This window comes from Sinorhizobium alkalisoli, assembly GCF_008932245.1.
In the GTDB taxonomy this organism is placed as follows: domain Bacteria; phylum Pseudomonadota; class Alphaproteobacteria; order Rhizobiales; family Rhizobiaceae; genus Sinorhizobium; species Sinorhizobium alkalisoli.
In genome coordinates this window covers 3,040,270-3,056,541 of the sequence record NZ_CP034909.1, presented here as the reverse complement: position 1 = coordinate 3,056,541, position 16,272 = coordinate 3,040,270, and the positions used below count along the sequence as shown (strand labels likewise).

Genomic DNA, 16,272 nt, shown 5'->3' with positions numbered 1-16,272 from the left:
GCATCCCAATCTTCAAGTCAGGAGGCGGATGGAAGTCCGCGAGAAACCATGACAAGGCAAGAGGCCAACGAGCAATTCCAGCTCACTTCGTTTCTAGACGGCGCCAATGCCGCCTATATCGAGCAGCTCTACGCGCGCTATGAAGCGGATCCGTCGTCCGTTTCCGCCGAATGGCAGGCCTTCTTCAAGACGCTTGCCGACCGGCCCGAAGATGTGGTGAAGGCGGCCAAGGGCGCCTCCTGGAAGAAGAGCAACTGGCCGATCGCCGCCAATGGCGAACTCGTCTCGGCGCTCGACGGCGACTGGGGCACGGTCGAGAAGGTCGTCGAAAAGAAGGTCAAGGCGAAGGCCGAGGAGGCCGCCGCCGCCGGCGTTCCGGTGAGCGAGGCCGAGGTTCATCAGTCGACCCGCGATTCCGTCCGCGCCATCATGATGATCCGCGCCTACCGCATGCGCGGCCACCTGCATGCCAAGCTCGACCCGCTCGGCCTTGCCGACCCGGTCGAGGATTACGAAGAGCTCTCGCCGAAGACTTACGGCTTCGAGGAGAAGGACTACGACCGCAAGATCTTCATCGACAACGTGCTCGGCCTCGAATACGCGACCGTGCGCGAGATGGTCGAAATTCTCGAGCGCACCTATTGCTCGACGATGGGTGTCGAGTTCATGCACATGTCCAACCCGGAAGAGAAGGGCTGGATCCAGGAGCGGATCGAGGGGCCGGACAAGGGGGTCGAATTCACCCCCGAGGGCAAGCGGGCCATCCTGCAGAAGCTCATCGAGTCGGAAGGTTTCGAGCAGTTCATCGATGTCAAATACAAGGGCACGAAGCGCTTCGGCCTCGACGGCGGCGAATCGCTGATTCCGGCGCTGGAGCAGATCATCAAGCGTGGCGGCCAGCTCGGCCTCAAGGAAATCGTTCTCGGCATGGCGCATCGCGGCCGACTCAACGTTCTTTCCCAGGTCATGGCCAAGCCGCACCGCGCCATCTTCCACGAGTTCAAGGGCGGCTCCTATGCGCCCGACGAGGTGGAGGGCTCGGGCGACGTGAAATACCATCTCGGTGCCTCGTCCGACCGCGAGTTCGACGGCAACAAGGTGCACCTGTCGCTGACGGCGAACCCGTCGCATCTGGAAATCGTCAACCCGGTCGTCATGGGCAAGGCGCGCGCCAAGCAGGACCAGATCGCCGCCGTCTTCGAAGGCGACATCATTCCGCTGCGCGAGCGCGTCAAGGTGATGCCCATGCTGCTGCACGGCGATGCCGCCTTCGCCGGTCAGGGCGTCGTCGCCGAAATCCTCGGGCTTTCGGGTCTGCGCGGTCATCGCGTCGCCGGCACCGTGCATTTCATCATCAACAACCAGATCGGCTTCACCACCAATCCGGCCTTCTCGCGCTCGTCGCCCTATCCGTCGGATGTCGCAAAGATGATCGAGGCGCCGATCTTCCACGTGAACGGCGACGATCCGGAAGCGGTGGTCTATGCGGCGAAGATCGCGACCGAGTTCCGGATGAAGTTCCACAAGCCGGTCGTCATCGACATGTTCTGCTATCGCCGCTTCGGTCACAACGAAGGAGACGAGCCGGCGTTCACCCAGCCGAAAATGTATCGTGCGATCCGCGCCCACAAGACGGTGGTGCAGCTCTATTCGGAACGCCTGATCGCCGAAGGCCTGATGACCGAAGGCGAAGTGGAAAAGATGAAGGCGGATTGGCGCGCTCAACTCGAGCAGGAGTTCGAGATCGGCCAGTCCTACAAGCCGAACAAGGCCGATTGGCTCGACGGCGTCTGGTCGGGCCTGCGCACCGCCGACAACCAGGATGAGCAGCGCCGCGGCCGGACCTCGGTGCCGATGAAGCAGTTGAAGGAGGTCGGCCGCAAGATCTCCGAGATTCCAGCTGGCTTCAACGCGCACCGCACCATCCAGCGCTTCATGGAAAACCGCGCCAACATGATCCAGACCGGCGAGGGCATCGACTGGGCCATGGGCGAGGCGCTGGCCTTCGGCACGCTGGTGACCGAGGGCACGAAGATCCGCCTTTCGGGCCAGGACTGCGAGCGCGGCACCTTCTCGCAGCGCCATTCGGTGCTCTACGACCAGCAGACCGAAGAACGCTACATCCCGCTTGCCAACCTGTCGCCGACGCAGGCGCGCTATGAGGTCATCAACTCGATGCTCTCGGAAGAGGCGGTGCTCGGCTTCGAATACGGCTATTCGCTCGCCCGCCCGAACGCGCTGACGCTCTGGGAAGCCCAGTTCGGCGACTTCGCCAACGGCGCGCAGGTGGTCTTCGACCAGTTCATCTCGTCGGGCGAGCGCAAGTGGCTGCGCATGTCGGGCCTCGTCTGCCTGCTGCCGCACGGCTATGAAGGCCAGGGACCGGAGCACTCCTCGGCTCGCCTCGAGCGCTTCCTGCAGCTTTGCGCGGAAGACAACATGCAGGTCGCCAATGTGACGACGCCGGCGAACTATTTCCATATCCTGCGCCGCCAGGTGAAGCGCGACTTCCGCAAGCCGCTGATCCTGATGACGCCGAAATCGTTGCTGCGCCACAAGCGCGCCGTTTCCAGCCTCTCGGAAATGGCCGGCGAAAGCTCCTTCCACCGCCTGCTCTGGGACGATGCGGAGGTTAACAAGAACGGCCCGATCAAGCTGCAGAAGGACTCGAAGATCCGCCGCGTCGTGATGTGCTCGGGCAAGGTCTATTACGACCTCCTGGAAGAGCGCGAGAAGCGCGGCATCGACGACGTCTATCTGCTCCGCGTCGAGCAGCTCTATCCGTTCCCGGCCAAGGCGCTCATCAACGAGCTCAGCCGCTTCCGCCATGCGGAGATGGTCTGGTGCCAGGAAGAGCCGAAGAACATGGGCGCCTGGTCGTTCATCGACCCCTATCTCGAATGGGTGCTCGCCCATATCGACGCCAAGTACCAGCGGGTGCGCTACACCGGCCGTCCGGCCGCGGCATCGCCTGCCACGGGCCTGATGTCCAAGCACCTGGCGCAGCTTGCCGCCTTCCTCGAGGACGCGCTGGGGGGGTGATTACGCCCTCCACGTCCGCCAACCGACAGAAACAGATATCTGATCAACGGAACAAAAATCATGGCAACAGAAATCCGCGTTCCCACCCTTGGCGAATCCGTCAGCGAAGCGACCGTCGGCACCTGGTTCAAGAAGGTCGGCGATGCGATCAAGGCCGACGAGCCTCTGCTCGAACTGGAAACCGACAAGGTGACGATCGAGGTGCCGGCGCCGGCCGCCGGCACGCTCTCCGAAATCGTCGTTGAAGCGGGCGAGACCGTCGGCCTCGGCGCGCTGCTCGGCCAGATCGCCGAAGGCGCGGGCGCCGCCGCCGCTGCTCCGGCCGAAAAGAAGCCCGAGCCCGTCGCGGCTGCTCCGGCCGAGAAGAAGGCCCAGCCTGCCGCTGCTGATCCGGAAATCGCAGGACTCGGAGACATATTGGGCGCTGCGATTGCGGCGAGCCGGCCGGCTCCGGCTGCCGCCAAGCTCATCGCCGAAAACAACCTCTCCGCCGACCAGATCGATGGTTCCGGCAAGCGCGGCCAGGTCCTGAAGGGCGACGTGCTTTCCGTGATCGCCAAGGGTACTTCTGCGCCGGCCGCCGCGGAACCCGCCAAGGTCCAGGCCCGCGCACCCGCGCCGACCGAGGATGCTGCACGCGAAGAGCGCGTCAAGATGACCCGCCTGCGTCAGACGATCGCCAAGCGCCTGAAGGATGCGCAGAACACCGCGGCGATGCTCACCACCTACAACGAGGTGGATATGAGCGCGGTCATGAGCCTGCGCACGAAGTACAAGGATGTCTTCGAGAAGAAGCACGGCGTGAAGCTCGGCTTTATGGGCTTCTTCACCAAGGCCGTCACCCACGCACTCAAGGAACTGCCGGCGGTCAATGCCGAGATCGACGGCACAGACATCATCTATAAGAACTTCTGCCATGTCGGCGTCGCCGTCGGCACCGAGAAGGGCCTCGTCGTGCCGGTCGTGCGCGATGCCGACCAGATGTCGATCGCCGAAATCGAGAAAGAAATCGGCCGTCTCGGCAAGGCGGCGCGCGACGGCGCGCTGTCGATGGCCGACATGCAGGGCGGCACATTCACTATCTCCAATGGCGGCGTCTATGGCTCACTGATGTCGTCGCCGATCCTCAACGCGCCGCAGTCCGGCATCCTCGGCATGCACAAGATCCAGGATCGCCCGGTCGCCATCGGCGGCCAGGTGGTGATCCGCCCGATGATGTATCTGGCGCTCTCCTATGATCACCGCATCGTCGACGGCAAGGAAGCCGTGACCTTCCTCGTCCGTGTCAAGGAGAGCCTCGAGGATCCTGAACGCCTGGTGCTCGATCTCTAAGGAAGGGGCGACAGCCCCTTTCGTTCTCCCCCATGCCAGGTTGTCGATGCGCACCGTCGGGTCGCGTACCGGTAGGGGCATCGACAGGCACGGAGCCAGCGGTTAGGGTTCTGAAACGCACGCTCTGCGCGCATCCAATTCTCTCTTCGGCACCATACGGGTCCTCGAACTATCGGTCGCAAACCATGAGCAACTACCTGGTCGAACTGGCATCCCTGATGGCGATCTTCACCTTCGCCATCGTTTCGCCCGGTGCGGATCTCGCCATGGTGATGCGGCAGTCGCTGGTGCACGGTCGGCGTCCGGCAATCATCACCGCCTTCGGCATCGGCGCGTCGCTGATGTTCCATGTCACCTACACGATTCTCGGCCTAGGGCTGATCATTTCGCAATCGATATACCTCTTCAACATCGTCAAATGGTGCGGTGTCGCTTACCTGATCTATATCGGCGTCAAGGCGCTCAGAGCCGGTGAGACGCATATCGCGGTCGAGACGGGGCAGCCCACCGGCGCGCCCAAGGGGCAGTCGGCGCTGAAGGCGTTCGGTCTCGGCTTCGCGGCCAATGCACTCAATCCGAAGGCGGTCTTCTTTTTCCTGTCGATCTTCTCGACCGTCGTCAGCGCGCATACGCCGATGGCGGTCAAGTTCGGCTACGGCCTCATTATGGCAAGTGCGCTGATCCTCTGGTTCGTCGGCGTCAGCCTTTTCATGACGACGCCTAGGATGCGGGCGGCCTTCACTCGCGCAAGCAAGTGGATCGATCGGGCGAGCGGCCTCGTCTTCATCGCGCTCGGCCTGAAACTCGCGACCGAAAAGGCTGCCTGACGATGCGTGGCGGCAAAGTTCTCCTCGCCGCGCTCGCGCTTGCGCTCGGGGTATGCCCGGCGCATGCCAGCGAATGCAGCCAGGCAAACGCGATCTATGAGGACCAGGCCGGCCATGAGCTCCGCTTCGAGCCGGTCGGATCCGAGGCCGCTGTCACCAGCAATCACTTCAAGATCAGGATTGCCGGCGCCAGCCTGGCTCTCGACGGGGTGGTCATGGCCTCCGGTGAGCCGGAACGTCCGCACGGCATCGTCATGCATGATTGCCCGACCGGCGACGTGACCGGTGCCGAGCTGTCGGCCTGCACGGTCTGGCAGGGGCCGATCTATACGGTCGACGGCGCCGGCAAGATCGGCCTGCTCGAAGCGGAGGACTCACCGGCTGCCGTACAGATCCTGCTTCCGGATTTCGGACCGTCGCTGCGCGCCTCGACCGCCTGGGGCGAAGGCAAGGCGCAGTCGGACAGTTCCGACGCTTTTCGGTTCACGGGATGCGCCGCATGAGCGAGCGCCGCGTTCTTCTCGTGACCGGCGGCAGCCGCGGCATTGGGGCGGCCGTGTGTCTTGCGGCCGCAGCCGAAGGCTGGCGGGTCGCGGTCAACTATGCGGCGAACGTCCAGGCGGCGGAGGATATCGTGGGCCGCATTTCTGCAAGCGGCGGCTTTGCGATTGCGGTTCAGGGTGACGTCGGCACCGAAGATGGGGTGCGGGCAATCTTTGCGGCGGTCGACGCGGCATTCGGGCGGCTCGACGGGCTCGTCAACAATGCCGGCATCGTCGGTCCCCCGCAGCGGATCGACGAGATTTCGCCCGAGCGGCTGGAGCGGATGTTTCGCGTCAACGTGACCGGCGCGATCCGCTGCTCCGCCGAGGCGGTGCTTCGCCTGTCGACGCGTCGCGGCGGGCGCGGCGGTTCGATCGTCAATCTCTCGTCCGTCGCAGCCGTGCTCGGCGCGCCCGGCCAATATGTCGATTACGCCGCTTCGAAGGGGGCGATCGAAAGCTTCACGGTCGGCCTGGCGCGTGAGGTTGCCGGCGAAGGCATTCGCGTCAACGCCGTTCGCCCCGGCATCATCGACACAGAGATCCACGCCTCCGGCGGTCTGCCAGACCGCGCGCGGGATCTTGCGCCCTCCATCCCCATTCAGCGTCCCGGCACGGCCGGCGAAGTTGCCGATGCAATTCTCTATCTCCTGTCCGACAAGGCGACTTACGTGACGGGGGCCATTCTTAATGTCAGTGGCGGCCGGTGACCGCCCCTCCCAAGAAGGATTATCAAATGGCTTATGATCTCATCGTAATCGGAAGCGGTCCGGGGGGCTATGTCTGCGCCATCAAGGCGGCGCAGCTCGGCATGAAGGTCGCCGTGGTCGAAAAGCGCAGCACCTATGGCGGCACCTGCCTCAATGTCGGCTGCATTCCGTCGAAGGCGCTGCTGCACGCTTCCGAAATGTTCCACCACGCCGCGCACGGCCTCGATGCGCTGGGCGTGGAGGTCGCAAGCCCGACGCTCAATCTCAAGAAGATGATGGCGCACAAGGACGCAACGGTTAAGGCGAATGTCGACGGTGTCTCCTTCCTCTTCAAGAAGAACAAGATCGACGGTTTTCAGGGCTTGGGCAAGGTTCTGGGCCAAGGCAAGGTTTCCGTCACCAAAGACAATGGCGATGAGCAGATCCTCGAGGCGAAAAATATCGTTATCGCCGCGGGGTCGGACGTTGCCGGCATCCCTGGCGTCGATCTCGAATTCGACGAGAAGGTGATCGTCTCCTCGACCGGTGCTTTGGAACTGGAGAAAGTGCCGGCCAGCATGATCGTCGTCGGCGGCGGCGTCATCGGCCTCGAACTCGGCTCGGTCTGGGCGCGCCTCGGCGCCAAGGTGACCGTCGTCGAGTTCCTGGATACGATTCTCGGCGGCATGGATGGCGAGGTCGCCAAGCAGCTTCAGCGGATGCTGACGAAGCAGGGGCTGGAATTCAAACTCGGCGCCAAGGTGACCGGTGTCGAGAAGTCGGACAACGGCGCCAAGGTTACGTTCGAGCCGGTCAAGGGCGGCGAGGCGACCACGCTCGAAGCGGATGTCGTGCTGGTCGCGACCGGCCGCAAACCGTGCTCGGAAAATATGGGCTTGGCCAAGGCGGGCGTCGTCCTCGACAGCCGCGGCCGGATCGAGATCGATCATCATTTCCAGACGAGCATTACCGGCGTCTATGCGATCGGCGACGTGGTGCGCGGCCCGATGCTCGCCCACAAGGCCGAAGACGAAGGCGTGGCGGTGGCCGAGATCATCGCCGGCCAGGCCGGTCACGTGAATTATGAGGTAATCCCGGGCGTCGTCTACACCCAGCCGGAGGTCGCTTCCGTCGGCAAGACGGAAGAGGAACTGAAGGCAGCGGGCGTCGCCTACAGGGTCGGAAAGTTCCCCTTCACCGCCAATGGCCGCGCCCGCGCCATGCTTCAGACGGACGGCTTCGTGAAGATCCTCGCCGACAAGGAAACCGACCGCGTGCTCGGCGGCCATATCGTCGGCTTCGGCGCCGGCGAGATGATCCACGAGATCGCCGTGCTGATGGAGTTCGGCGGCTCGTCGGAAGATCTCGGCCGCACCTGCCATGCGCATCCGACGATGTCGGAAGCGGTCAAGGAAGCGGCGCTCGCGACCTTCGCCAAGCCAATCCACATGTGACTCGACGGCATCGGCCCCGAAAGTCGGAGCCGATTTTCGGAAAGCACGGTTGCGTAAAACCCCCAGCCCTCGAGGGCTGCGGCGCACGTGACAATCGGGCTCCTGTGACAATTGGCCGGGGGCTGCGACAAGCGGCCCCCTGTGACAATTGGCCGGGGGGCTGCGACAAGCGGCCCCCTGCCTTCGTGCCCCGATCGGGCGCAATCCTTAACACGCCACCGCAGCCATAGCCCTCCCGAAAGGCTGGTGCGTGAAGGAGGATTGGTGTTCATGAGACCGCGAAGCGTAGCCGCCCGCCTGCCGAACGCATGCTTGCCCGGCGCCGACTGGGCCGATTGCCACGAACTTCTGTTTTTCGGCGAGCGCATGAGTGCGCTCGAAGCGGCAAGGCGGACGCTTGGCAGCGCACCGCGCTGGGTGCGAAATCTCTTGGGATTGCGCAATCGGCTGACGTTGCCCCTCGGTCTCAAGGCCCCGGCACCCGCCGCGGATTCAGACCTGATCGGCGCCTTCTCGATCGTGTGCGAGAGCGAGCATGCCACCGTCCTTGGCTTCGACGACCGCCATCTGGATTTTCGTATCGTCGTCGAGGTGCGTGACGGACCGGCGGAGAGCCAGGTCATCGGCATCACGACGCTGGTGCGCCGCAGAAACCTGTTCGGCTACCTCTATCTTGCGGCCGTGACGCCCTTTCACAAGGCGATCGTTCCCGCCCTGCTTGCCGAACTGAATGCGACGCGATGACCGTCAATCGACCGGGGTGACGGTGAAACCCTGCTGGCGCAAGAGCTCGACGAGGCCATCCTTGCCCGGAAGATGCAGCGCACCCACGGCCATGAAGGCGTTGCCCTGCTTCAGGATCGGCTCGGCCCGGGCTGCCATTGTCCTGTTGCGGTCGATTATGATCCGCTGTTCGAAATCGGCATAACCGAGATCGTGGGGCGATACCTGCGCCGAGACGGCCTTCATCATCGGCATGATCATGCCGGTGTCGCCGGTGAGATAGAGATCGGTCGTCGTCGTCAGGACGTCATCGATCGTCCGACCGAGCGCGAGCGTGTCGATCAGGGCCTGGAGATGCCATTCGACGGGAAGCGAATCCATGGCCGAGAGCTGTTCGACCAGCGTCTCCAGGCCCTTCAAGCGCTTGCCCTGTCCGACGGCGTCTTCGGCGAGCTTCTTGTCGAGGAAGGAGGCGCCGGCCGCCTTGCGGCTGAACTCGCAGGCCGGCAGCGCCACGAAACTTGCGATCATCCACGGCTTCATTTTCGAGACCAGCGGCAGGGGAATGCCGCGCGCCTTGAGGCCGGCGGCGAGGCGCTCCCGGTCCTGCGGCTCGAGGAAATCGTCGATCGTCCTGTTGTCGGCGAACATGGTGAGGTCGGGCCGCATCATGATGGCGGCGCTGGCTTTCCTCTCGTCGATGATCTCGTCCGATTCGACGATCACGGTGGCGGCCGCTGCAAAGGCCTCGGCGGCGCCCGCGGGCATGGCCAGGACGCGCGGATCGGTCACGTGCATGGTTCCGAGCAGGAAGGAAGGGGCCAATCCGCCGCCTTCGATCTTCCAGAGCAGGCCCTTTCCGTTGGGCACGGCAGCGGCTTCCTCGCGCAGGGCTGCAAGCCGGTCCGGATCGGATTGTTCCAGACCTGCCAGGATATTGCTGCCGCTGCACTCCACCTCCTGGGCGGCGCGCGCCGGCGAAAAGGTGAGCAGGACGAGGACAAGGCTTGCGGCCGTCAGGACGTGAATGAGCGCGATCAGCCAGATGAGGCCGTCGGCGGCCTTGGCCGCGAGGGTGCGGGCGGGTCTGAGCATCGTCGTCATGGCTGTCTGTTCCCGAGTGATAACAAGGAACCTTACGCTTCCATGGTCACAGGACCCTTAACGGGCGTGGTTAACGGGCAAGCGCCGGATCATAGCTCCTGGCCCCAGCTCCTGACCCTAATGCATCTTGGCCAGGAGTGCGCCCCCGTTTTTCGATCAGGGTCGAGAGCGGGCCATAATTCGTTTGCATGTCCCTCGGCCGGAATGGCGTGTTTTGGCGCTTCAGGCGCGCGGGTGGGCGCGATCATAGATTTCGAGCAGCCGGGTCGAATCGACCCCCGTATAGACCTGGGTCGTCGAGAGGCTGGCATGGCCGAGCAGTTCCTGAATGGTGCGCAGATCCCCACCGCCGGCAAGCAGGTGCGTCGCGAAGGAGTGGCGGAGCGCATGCGGCGTCGCCGAATCCGGAAGACCGAGGGCGGTGCGCAGCTTCTGCATTTCGCGCTGGATGATCGCCGGCTGCAGCCTGGCGCCGCGGGCGCCGCGAAACAGCGGCTCGCCGGGGCCGAGGTGATAGGGGCAGAGCTGGCGATAGGCCGCAACCGCTTCGCTCGCCGCGTCGATCAGAGGAACGATGCGGGTTTTGCCACCTTTGCCCACGACGCGCAGCGAGGCGGCGCCGGCGATGTCTTCAGGCGACAGTTCGAGCGCTTCGGATATGCGCAGGCCGCAGCCATAAAGAAGGGTCAACACCGCGGCATTGCGCGCGGCGATCCAAGGCTCTTCGGCCAATTGCGCATCCGTCGTCACCACTTTAAGCGCTTCGCGATCGGTGAGCGGTTTAGGCAGCAATTTCGGCTGTTTCGGCGAGCGTACGGCAGCAGCGCCTGCCGCGTTGGCGAGGCCGTTTCGTTCGAGATAACGCAGGAACGAGCGTAGACCCGCAAGTCCGCGTCCGAGCGTGCGCGCGCCCGCGCCGCCTTTGCGCCGCTGCGCGAGAAAGCCCCGGAGATCGGCAGGACGGAGGCTGTGGATATCGGCAAGCCGGGGAGGGCTGGCGAGATGCCCCGTCAGGAATGTGAGGAATTGCCGCGTGTCGCGTTCATAAGCCTCGATCGTCTTTTCCGACAGGCGGCGTTCTCCGGCAAGGCTGGCAAGCCACCGTTGACGCTCCGCCATCACCTCGGGATGGCCTATCACAAGAAGTTCGTTCATCGTCGGCCCGGTCCTCATGCGTGCCCGGACCATGCCACTGGTGCCTTATGTTTTTGCTAACGCATCGGCCCGAAAATCGCACCCGACTTTCGGAAAGCTCGATGCGCAGATTGAAAGAGTTGCGACGACTGTTGCGCGTCTGAAAGACGCGCGGCGCGGCAACATGCATTTTGTTTGATGAGGCACCCTTGGAATTTGTCATTGTTCGATCATATTGAACTGCGATGTTCGATCAGCAACAGCGGGTGGGACCATGGCGAGACGTGATTCGGCGAGCGCGCTGGCGCATTTTGCAGAGGCGATTGCCCTGGTCTCGCAGGGGCAGCCCGGCCATATCGTCGACACGCTGATCGCCGAGCGCGGGCGCAAGATCGCTCACCACCCGCTGTGGCCGGTGGTGCGGCCATTTCTCTACACGCTGCTCAACTACCGCAAGGCGATCGAATTCGCCGATTCTGTCGCCAACATGCAGGGCTTCCAGGCATTTGAGCATCTGAGTTCGGTTCTCTCGCTCGATGTCCGTGTCGACCGGCCGGAGCGAATCCCGGCAAGCGGCGGATTCCTGCTCGTCAGCAATCATCCGACCGGCATTGCCGACGGCATCGCCGTTTTCGACCTTCTCAAGAGCCGCAGACCGGACATGATGTTTTTCGCCAATCGCGATGCCATCCGCGTCAATCCGCGCTTCGTCGAGATGATCATCCCGGTCGAGTGGCGGGAAGAGTACAAGTCGAAGCTCAAGGCGCGCGAGACCCTGCAGGTCACCAATCGGGCGATCGAAGCGGGAAAGGCGACCGTGCTCTTTCCCTCCGGCCGCATCGCTTATTGGGCGGATGGGCGTCTCAATGAACGGCCCTGGAAAAGCTCGGCGGTGAGCTTTGCGCGCAAATACGGCCTGCCGATCCTGCCGGTGCACATGAGCGCCCGCAATTCCGGCCTGTTCTACTGGTTCGCCAAGTGGTCGACGGAACTGCGCGACATGACCGTCTTCCATGAACTTTTGAACAAGAAGGGCGACCTCTTCGACTTCCGGATCGGCAACCTCATCGCACCCGAGGCATTGGAAGGCGATCCGGCGGACGTCACCCGTGCGCTTGAGCGCCATACGGTGATCGAGCTCGCGCGGGATAGCGACGCGGTGTTCGCAGCACCCGCCGAAGCTGCTTGAACCGTACCTGCGATGGACACATTAGCGCCCGATCAAGGCGTCTCAGCCGGCCAGGACACAATTGCGAATTAGATAGAAGGATCTACACTAGGTCGGGAATTTATCTACATGCAGGCTGCGACCATGGCGATCAACGTGACCAATGAGAGGGCCGACGAACTCACCCGGAAATTCGCGAAGATCGCGAAGGTGAGCATTTCCGATGCCATCATCACCGCCATGCGCGAGGCGATCGAACGGCGATTGAACGTCGAAACGCCCGCTCAGACCGCAGCGCGGTTGCGCGAAAAATACCACGTCGAACTCAATGAGAAAGCCAGAAAGCCGCTGCCAAAGGAAGCCTTTGATGAGATGTGGGAGGCGTAAGGCGCGTGTTCGTCGACGCCTGCGCACCAATCGCCGTCCTGTCCGACGAAGGGGAATCGGATCGCGTTTCTGAGGCGCTGATGAAGGCGCAGACGCGCATTACATCACCGCTCGCCATTCTCGAAACGGCTCTCGCGCTTTCCCGGCCCGACAAGTTCGATATGGCCATAGAGGCGCTGGAACCGCTGATCATGGACTTTCTCGAAGCCCGGGCCATTGAAATCTGCGATCTGCCGCCTGCGAAGCGCGCCAGCAATCTCGCGCTCTCGGCTGCACATCGTTACCGTAAAGGCCGTCACGGCCTCAATCTGGCAGACTGCATCCATTACGCATGCGCCAAATACTATCGGGTTCCGATCTTGGCGACCGATGATGAGTTTCGCGAAACCGATCTCGAGACTGTGCCATGAGGGCCTACTGCATATCTTCTTTAGTCGACCTCGGTTAAAGGATGAAGACATGCAGCAATTCAAAGCGCTACAGCGACCTTTGCGCGTCTAATAAGACGCCCGGCGCTGTAGCGCATTGGCCGTGCTTGACAGCGGCGCAGGCATGCAGATCAGGGGTATGGGGGCGGACAAGGCGCTGGAAGTGCCTGTCCTCGTCGGTGCGCGTTTCCCGGTCGGAGCGGAGGCGGTCCCGGGATCCCTTCCGGGGCCTTCTGTTTTGGTCGCATTCGCTGAATCAAAAAAGGCCCCGCATCGCCGCGGGGCCCTGATGTTTTCTTTCCGAACGCGATTCGATCAGCCGATCTTCTGACCGGTCTTCGCCCAGTCGGCCAGGAACATTTCGAGGCCCTTGTCGGTCAGCGGATGCTTGACCAGCGCCTTCAAGGTTGCCGGCGGTGCGGTGACGACGTCGGCGCCGATGAGGGCGGCTTCCTTGACGTGGTTGACCGTGCGCACCGAGGCGGCGAGGATTTCGGTCTCGTAGCCGTAATTGTCGAAGATGTGACGGATCTCGCGGATCAGGTCCATGCCGTCGAAGGCGATATCGTCGAGGCGGCCGATGAAGGGCGAGACGAAGGTCGCGCCGGCCTTGGCGGCGAGCAGCGCCTGGTTGGCCGAGAAGCAGAGCGTGACGTTGGTCTGATGTCCGTCGGAGGTCAGCGCCTTGCAGGCCTTCAGGCCGTCAAGCGTCAGCGGCACCTTGATGCAGATATTGTCGGCGATCTTCGAAAGAGCGGCCGCTTCCTTCATCATCTCGCTATATTCGGTAGCCGTGACTTCCGCCGAAACGGGGCCGTCGACGATGTCGCAGATTTCCTTGGTGACTTCGACGATGTCGCGGCCCGACTTCAGGATCAGCGAGGGGTTGGTGGTGACGCCGTCGAGCAGGCCGAGATCGTTCAGTTCCCGGATTTCCTTCACGTCGGCGGTATCAACGAAAAATTTCATGGGAGCCTTCCTTTGGCACTCAGCCGTTCGGGCGCCTGTCCGCTGTCGGGAGATCCATGGCGGAGATTGCGCGCGTTGAAAGTCGGGTGGAACCATGACAAACCCTGCTATCCACAAGGCGGCGGTTCGCTGCGCGGTTTTCTTTATCTGAAAGCGGTGGCAAGGTCACGGCAAAATGACTCTCAATTCAACCGATTTATTCGGGGCCGTACTCGACCGCCGCGTGGTGCCCGTTCTGCTGCCGATGCCGGCGCCGAAGGCCTATTCCTATGCGGTGCCCGATGGGATGGCGGTCGAGCCGGGTTCGATCGTGCAGGTGCCGCTCGGCCCCCGGCTGGTCGTCGGCGTCGTGTGGGACGGTCCCGACGACGGCACGGTCGACCGCAAGAAGCTGAAAGCGGTCGAGAAGGTCTTCGACTGCCCGCCGCTGACGCCCGACATGCGTGCCTTTCTCGACTGGGTGGCCGCCTATACGGTGACGCCGCCGGGCCTCGTCGCCCGCATGGCGCTTCGCGCGCCCACCGCCTTCGATCCCGAACCGATGGTGGAGGCGCTGCGCCTGACGGAGATGCGGCCGGAACGAATGACGGCGGCGCGCGAGCGGGTGATCGCCGCGGCCGGCGACGGCTATTCCTGGACCCGCTCCGGTCTTGCCCATGCGGCCGGCGTCTCCTCGAGCGTCATCGACGGTCTACAGGCGCAGGGCGTGTTCGAAACGCTGTTCATGCCGCCGCCGCCGGTCGTTGCCGCTCCCGATCCCGACTTTACCGCTCCGCGTCTCGAAGGGCCGCAGAGGCAGGCGGCTGCCGACCTGCTCGCCGCGGTCGAGGAGGGCAAGTTCTCGGTATCGCTGATCGACGGGATTACCGGATCCGGCAAGACCGAGGTCTATTTCGAGGCGATTGCCGCCACGCTTCGGGCCGGGAAACAGGTGCTGATCCTGCTCCCCGAAATTGCGCTGACCGCCAGCTTCCTCGAACGCTTCCAGGACCGTTTCGGGGCGAAGCCGGCGGAGTGGCATTCGGACCTGGCGCCACGCACAAGGGAAAAGGTCTGGCGGCAGGTGACGACCGGCCAGGTGCGCGTCGTCGCCGGCGCCCGCTCCGCCCTTTTCCTGCCCTTTGAGGATCTCGGTCTCATCATCGTCGACGAGGAGCATGATCCCGCCTACAAGCAGGAGGATCGCGTTTTCTACAATGCCCGCGACATGGCCGTGGTGCGCGGGCGGATCAGCGGTTTCCCGGTCGTGCTCGTCTCCGCGACGCCTTCGATCGAAAGCCGGGTCAATGGCGAGGTCGGGCGCTACCGGCCGATCCATCTGCCGACCCGCTTCGGCGACGCGGCGCTGCCGCATCTCGGCATCGTCGACATGCGCCGCCATCCGCCGGAGCGCGGAGGCTTTCTCTCGCCGGTCCTCCTGAATGAGATCGGCAAGACGATCGGCCGGGGCGAGCAGGCTCTCTTGTTCCTGAACCGCCGCGGCTATGCGCCGCTGACGCTCTGCCGCGTCTGCGGCCACCGCTTCCAATGCCCGGATTGCTCCAGCTGGCTCGTCGAACACCGGTTCCGCAGGCAGATCCAGTGCCATCATTGCGGCTATGCGGAACGGACGCCGGAGGCGTGTCCCGAATGCGGCACGCTCGATCATCTCGTTGCCTGCGGCCCAGGCGTCGAGCGCATCGCGGAGGAGGTCGAGCGGCATTTTCCCGAGGCCCGCACCATCGTGCTGTCCTCCGACCTGATGGGCGTCAAGCGGCTGCGGCTGGAACTCGAGGCGATCGCGAGCGGCGAGGCGGATATCGTCATCGGCACCCAGCTCGTCGCCAAGGGCCACAATTTTCCGATGATGACGCTGGTCGGCATCGTCGATGCCGATCTCGGCCTTGCCAATGGCGATCCGCGTGCCGCCGAGCGAACCTTCCAACTGTTGTCGCAGGTGACGGGCCGTGCCGGGCGGACGGGCCTGAAGAGCCTCGGGCTGCTGCAGACCTACCAGCCGCAGCATCCGGTGATGCAGGCGATCGTTTCGGGGGACTCCGATGCTTTCTACGAGCGCGAGATCCAGGAGCGGGAACGCGCCGTGCTGCCGCCCTTCGGCCGGCTCGCCTCGATCATCGTCTCCGCCGATTCCCGCCAGGACGCCGAGGGACATGCGCGGTCCTTGCGCAGCGCCGCGCCGCATGTCGACGGCATTTCGATGCTCGGGCCGGCCGAGGCGCCGCTGGCGCTGATCCGCGGCCGCCACCGATTCCGCCTGCTCGTCCACGGACGGCGCAGCAGCGACATGCAGGCCTTTCTGAAAGCGATGCTCGCCGCGGGTCCGAAAGAGCGCGGATCGGTCAGCGTCCAGCTCGACGTCGATCCGCAGAGTTTCCTGTGATCGCGGTCGCTTGCAAGAGACTGCCGATTCCCATCGCCGCTTACATGGGCTAGATGGGGAGGCGCAACGGCGAATCACCTGCCGCATGCCGGA

General features: G+C 63.7%; 14 protein-coding genes. 11 read left to right on the top strand and 3 right to left on the bottom strand.

Features of this window, described 5'->3' with window-relative positions:
* Positions 1 to 48 precede the first annotated feature (48 nt).
* The 7 genes from EKH55_RS14675 (at position 49) to EKH55_RS14645 (ending at position 8,630) form a co-directional block, all read left to right on the top strand.
* Positions 49 to 3,042 carry a 2-oxoglutarate dehydrogenase E1 component gene (locus EKH55_RS14675; protein ID WP_069458700.1) on the top strand — a complete coding sequence of 998 codons (2,994 nt, stop codon included), beginning with the start codon at positions 49 to 51 and terminating at the stop codon, positions 3,040 to 3,042.
* Between the two features lie 60 nt (positions 3,043 to 3,102).
* A complete protein-coding gene (gene odhB, locus EKH55_RS14670) occupies positions 3,103 to 4,374 on the top strand; it encodes a 2-oxoglutarate dehydrogenase complex dihydrolipoyllysine-residue succinyltransferase (RefSeq protein ID WP_151611687.1) in 1,272 nt (423 codons plus the stop codon).
* Positions 4,375 to 4,559: 185 nt separating this feature from the next.
* Positions 4,560 to 5,201, top strand: coding sequence for a LysE family translocator (locus EKH55_RS14665; protein ID WP_151611686.1), 642 nt, complete (start codon positions 4,560 to 4,562; stop codon positions 5,199 to 5,201).
* Positions 5,202 to 5,203: 2 nt separating this feature from the next.
* On the top strand, positions 5,204 to 5,704 hold the full coding sequence (locus tag EKH55_RS14660) for a hypothetical protein (protein ID WP_151611685.1): 501 nt from the start codon (positions 5,204 to 5,206) through the stop codon (positions 5,702 to 5,704).
* Positions 5,701 to 6,453, top strand: a complete 753-nt coding sequence (locus tag EKH55_RS14655) for an SDR family oxidoreductase (RefSeq protein WP_069458696.1) — start codon at positions 5,701 to 5,703, stop codon at positions 6,451 to 6,453. The genes EKH55_RS14660 and EKH55_RS14655 overlap by 4 nt, the downstream gene beginning before the upstream one ends.
* Before the next feature lie 26 nt (positions 6,454 to 6,479).
* The gene (lpdA, locus tag EKH55_RS14650; RefSeq protein ID WP_069458695.1) at positions 6,480 to 7,886 is read left to right on the top strand and encodes a dihydrolipoyl dehydrogenase; all 1,407 of its coding nucleotides are present in this window, start codon (positions 6,480 to 6,482) and stop codon (positions 7,884 to 7,886) included.
* 270 nt (positions 7,887 to 8,156) lie between these two features.
* A complete protein-coding gene (locus EKH55_RS14645; RefSeq protein ID WP_069458694.1) occupies positions 8,157 to 8,630 on the top strand; it encodes a DUF2867 domain-containing protein in 474 nt (157 codons plus the stop codon).
* A 3-nt stretch (positions 8,631 to 8,633) separates the two neighbouring features.
* Here EKH55_RS14645 and EKH55_RS14640 read toward each other — a convergent pair whose 3' ends face one another.
* Both EKH55_RS14640 and EKH55_RS14635 read right to left on the bottom strand, forming a co-directional pair.
* Positions 8,634 to 9,713 carry a TraB/GumN family protein gene (locus EKH55_RS14640; RefSeq protein WP_069458693.1) on the bottom strand — a complete coding sequence of 360 codons (1,080 nt, stop codon included), beginning with the start codon at positions 9,711 to 9,713 and terminating at the stop codon, positions 8,634 to 8,636.
* Between the two features lie 222 nt (positions 9,714 to 9,935).
* A complete protein-coding gene (locus tag EKH55_RS14635) occupies positions 9,936 to 10,868 on the bottom strand; it encodes a tyrosine recombinase XerC (RefSeq protein ID WP_151611684.1) in 933 nt (310 codons plus the stop codon).
* Between the two features lie 253 nt (positions 10,869 to 11,121).
* Here EKH55_RS14635 and EKH55_RS14630 point away from each other — a divergent pair, with 253 nt between their 5' ends.
* From EKH55_RS14630 to EKH55_RS14620, 3 genes are all read left to right on the top strand, one after another.
* Positions 11,122 to 12,036 (top strand): GNAT family N-acetyltransferase, encoded by a 915-nt coding sequence (locus EKH55_RS14630; RefSeq protein ID WP_069458691.1) that lies wholly within the window; start codon positions 11,122 to 11,124, stop codon positions 12,034 to 12,036.
* A 108-nt stretch (positions 12,037 to 12,144) separates the two neighbouring features.
* A complete protein-coding gene (locus EKH55_RS14625; protein ID WP_246231728.1) occupies positions 12,145 to 12,402 on the top strand; it encodes a type II toxin-antitoxin system VapB family antitoxin in 258 nt (85 codons plus the stop codon).
* A 5-nt stretch (positions 12,403 to 12,407) separates the two neighbouring features.
* Entirely contained in the window at positions 12,408 to 12,812 is a 405-nt protein-coding gene (locus EKH55_RS14620) for a type II toxin-antitoxin system VapC family toxin (RefSeq protein WP_069458690.1), read from the top strand.
* Between the two features lie 333 nt (positions 12,813 to 13,145).
* On the opposite strand, the gene fsa is transcribed toward EKH55_RS14620, so the two are convergent.
* Complete coding sequence (gene fsa / locus EKH55_RS14615) at positions 13,146 to 13,799, bottom strand: fructose-6-phosphate aldolase (RefSeq protein ID WP_069458689.1); 654 nt, start codon at positions 13,797 to 13,799, stop codon at positions 13,146 to 13,148.
* Positions 13,800 to 13,974: 175 nt separating this feature from the next.
* Between fsa and EKH55_RS14610 the strand changes: the two genes are divergently transcribed.
* On the top strand, positions 13,975 to 16,179 hold the full coding sequence (locus EKH55_RS14610) for a primosomal protein N' (protein WP_151611683.1): 2,205 nt from the start codon (positions 13,975 to 13,977) through the stop codon (positions 16,177 to 16,179).
* Positions 16,180 to 16,272: the final 93 nt, after the last annotated feature.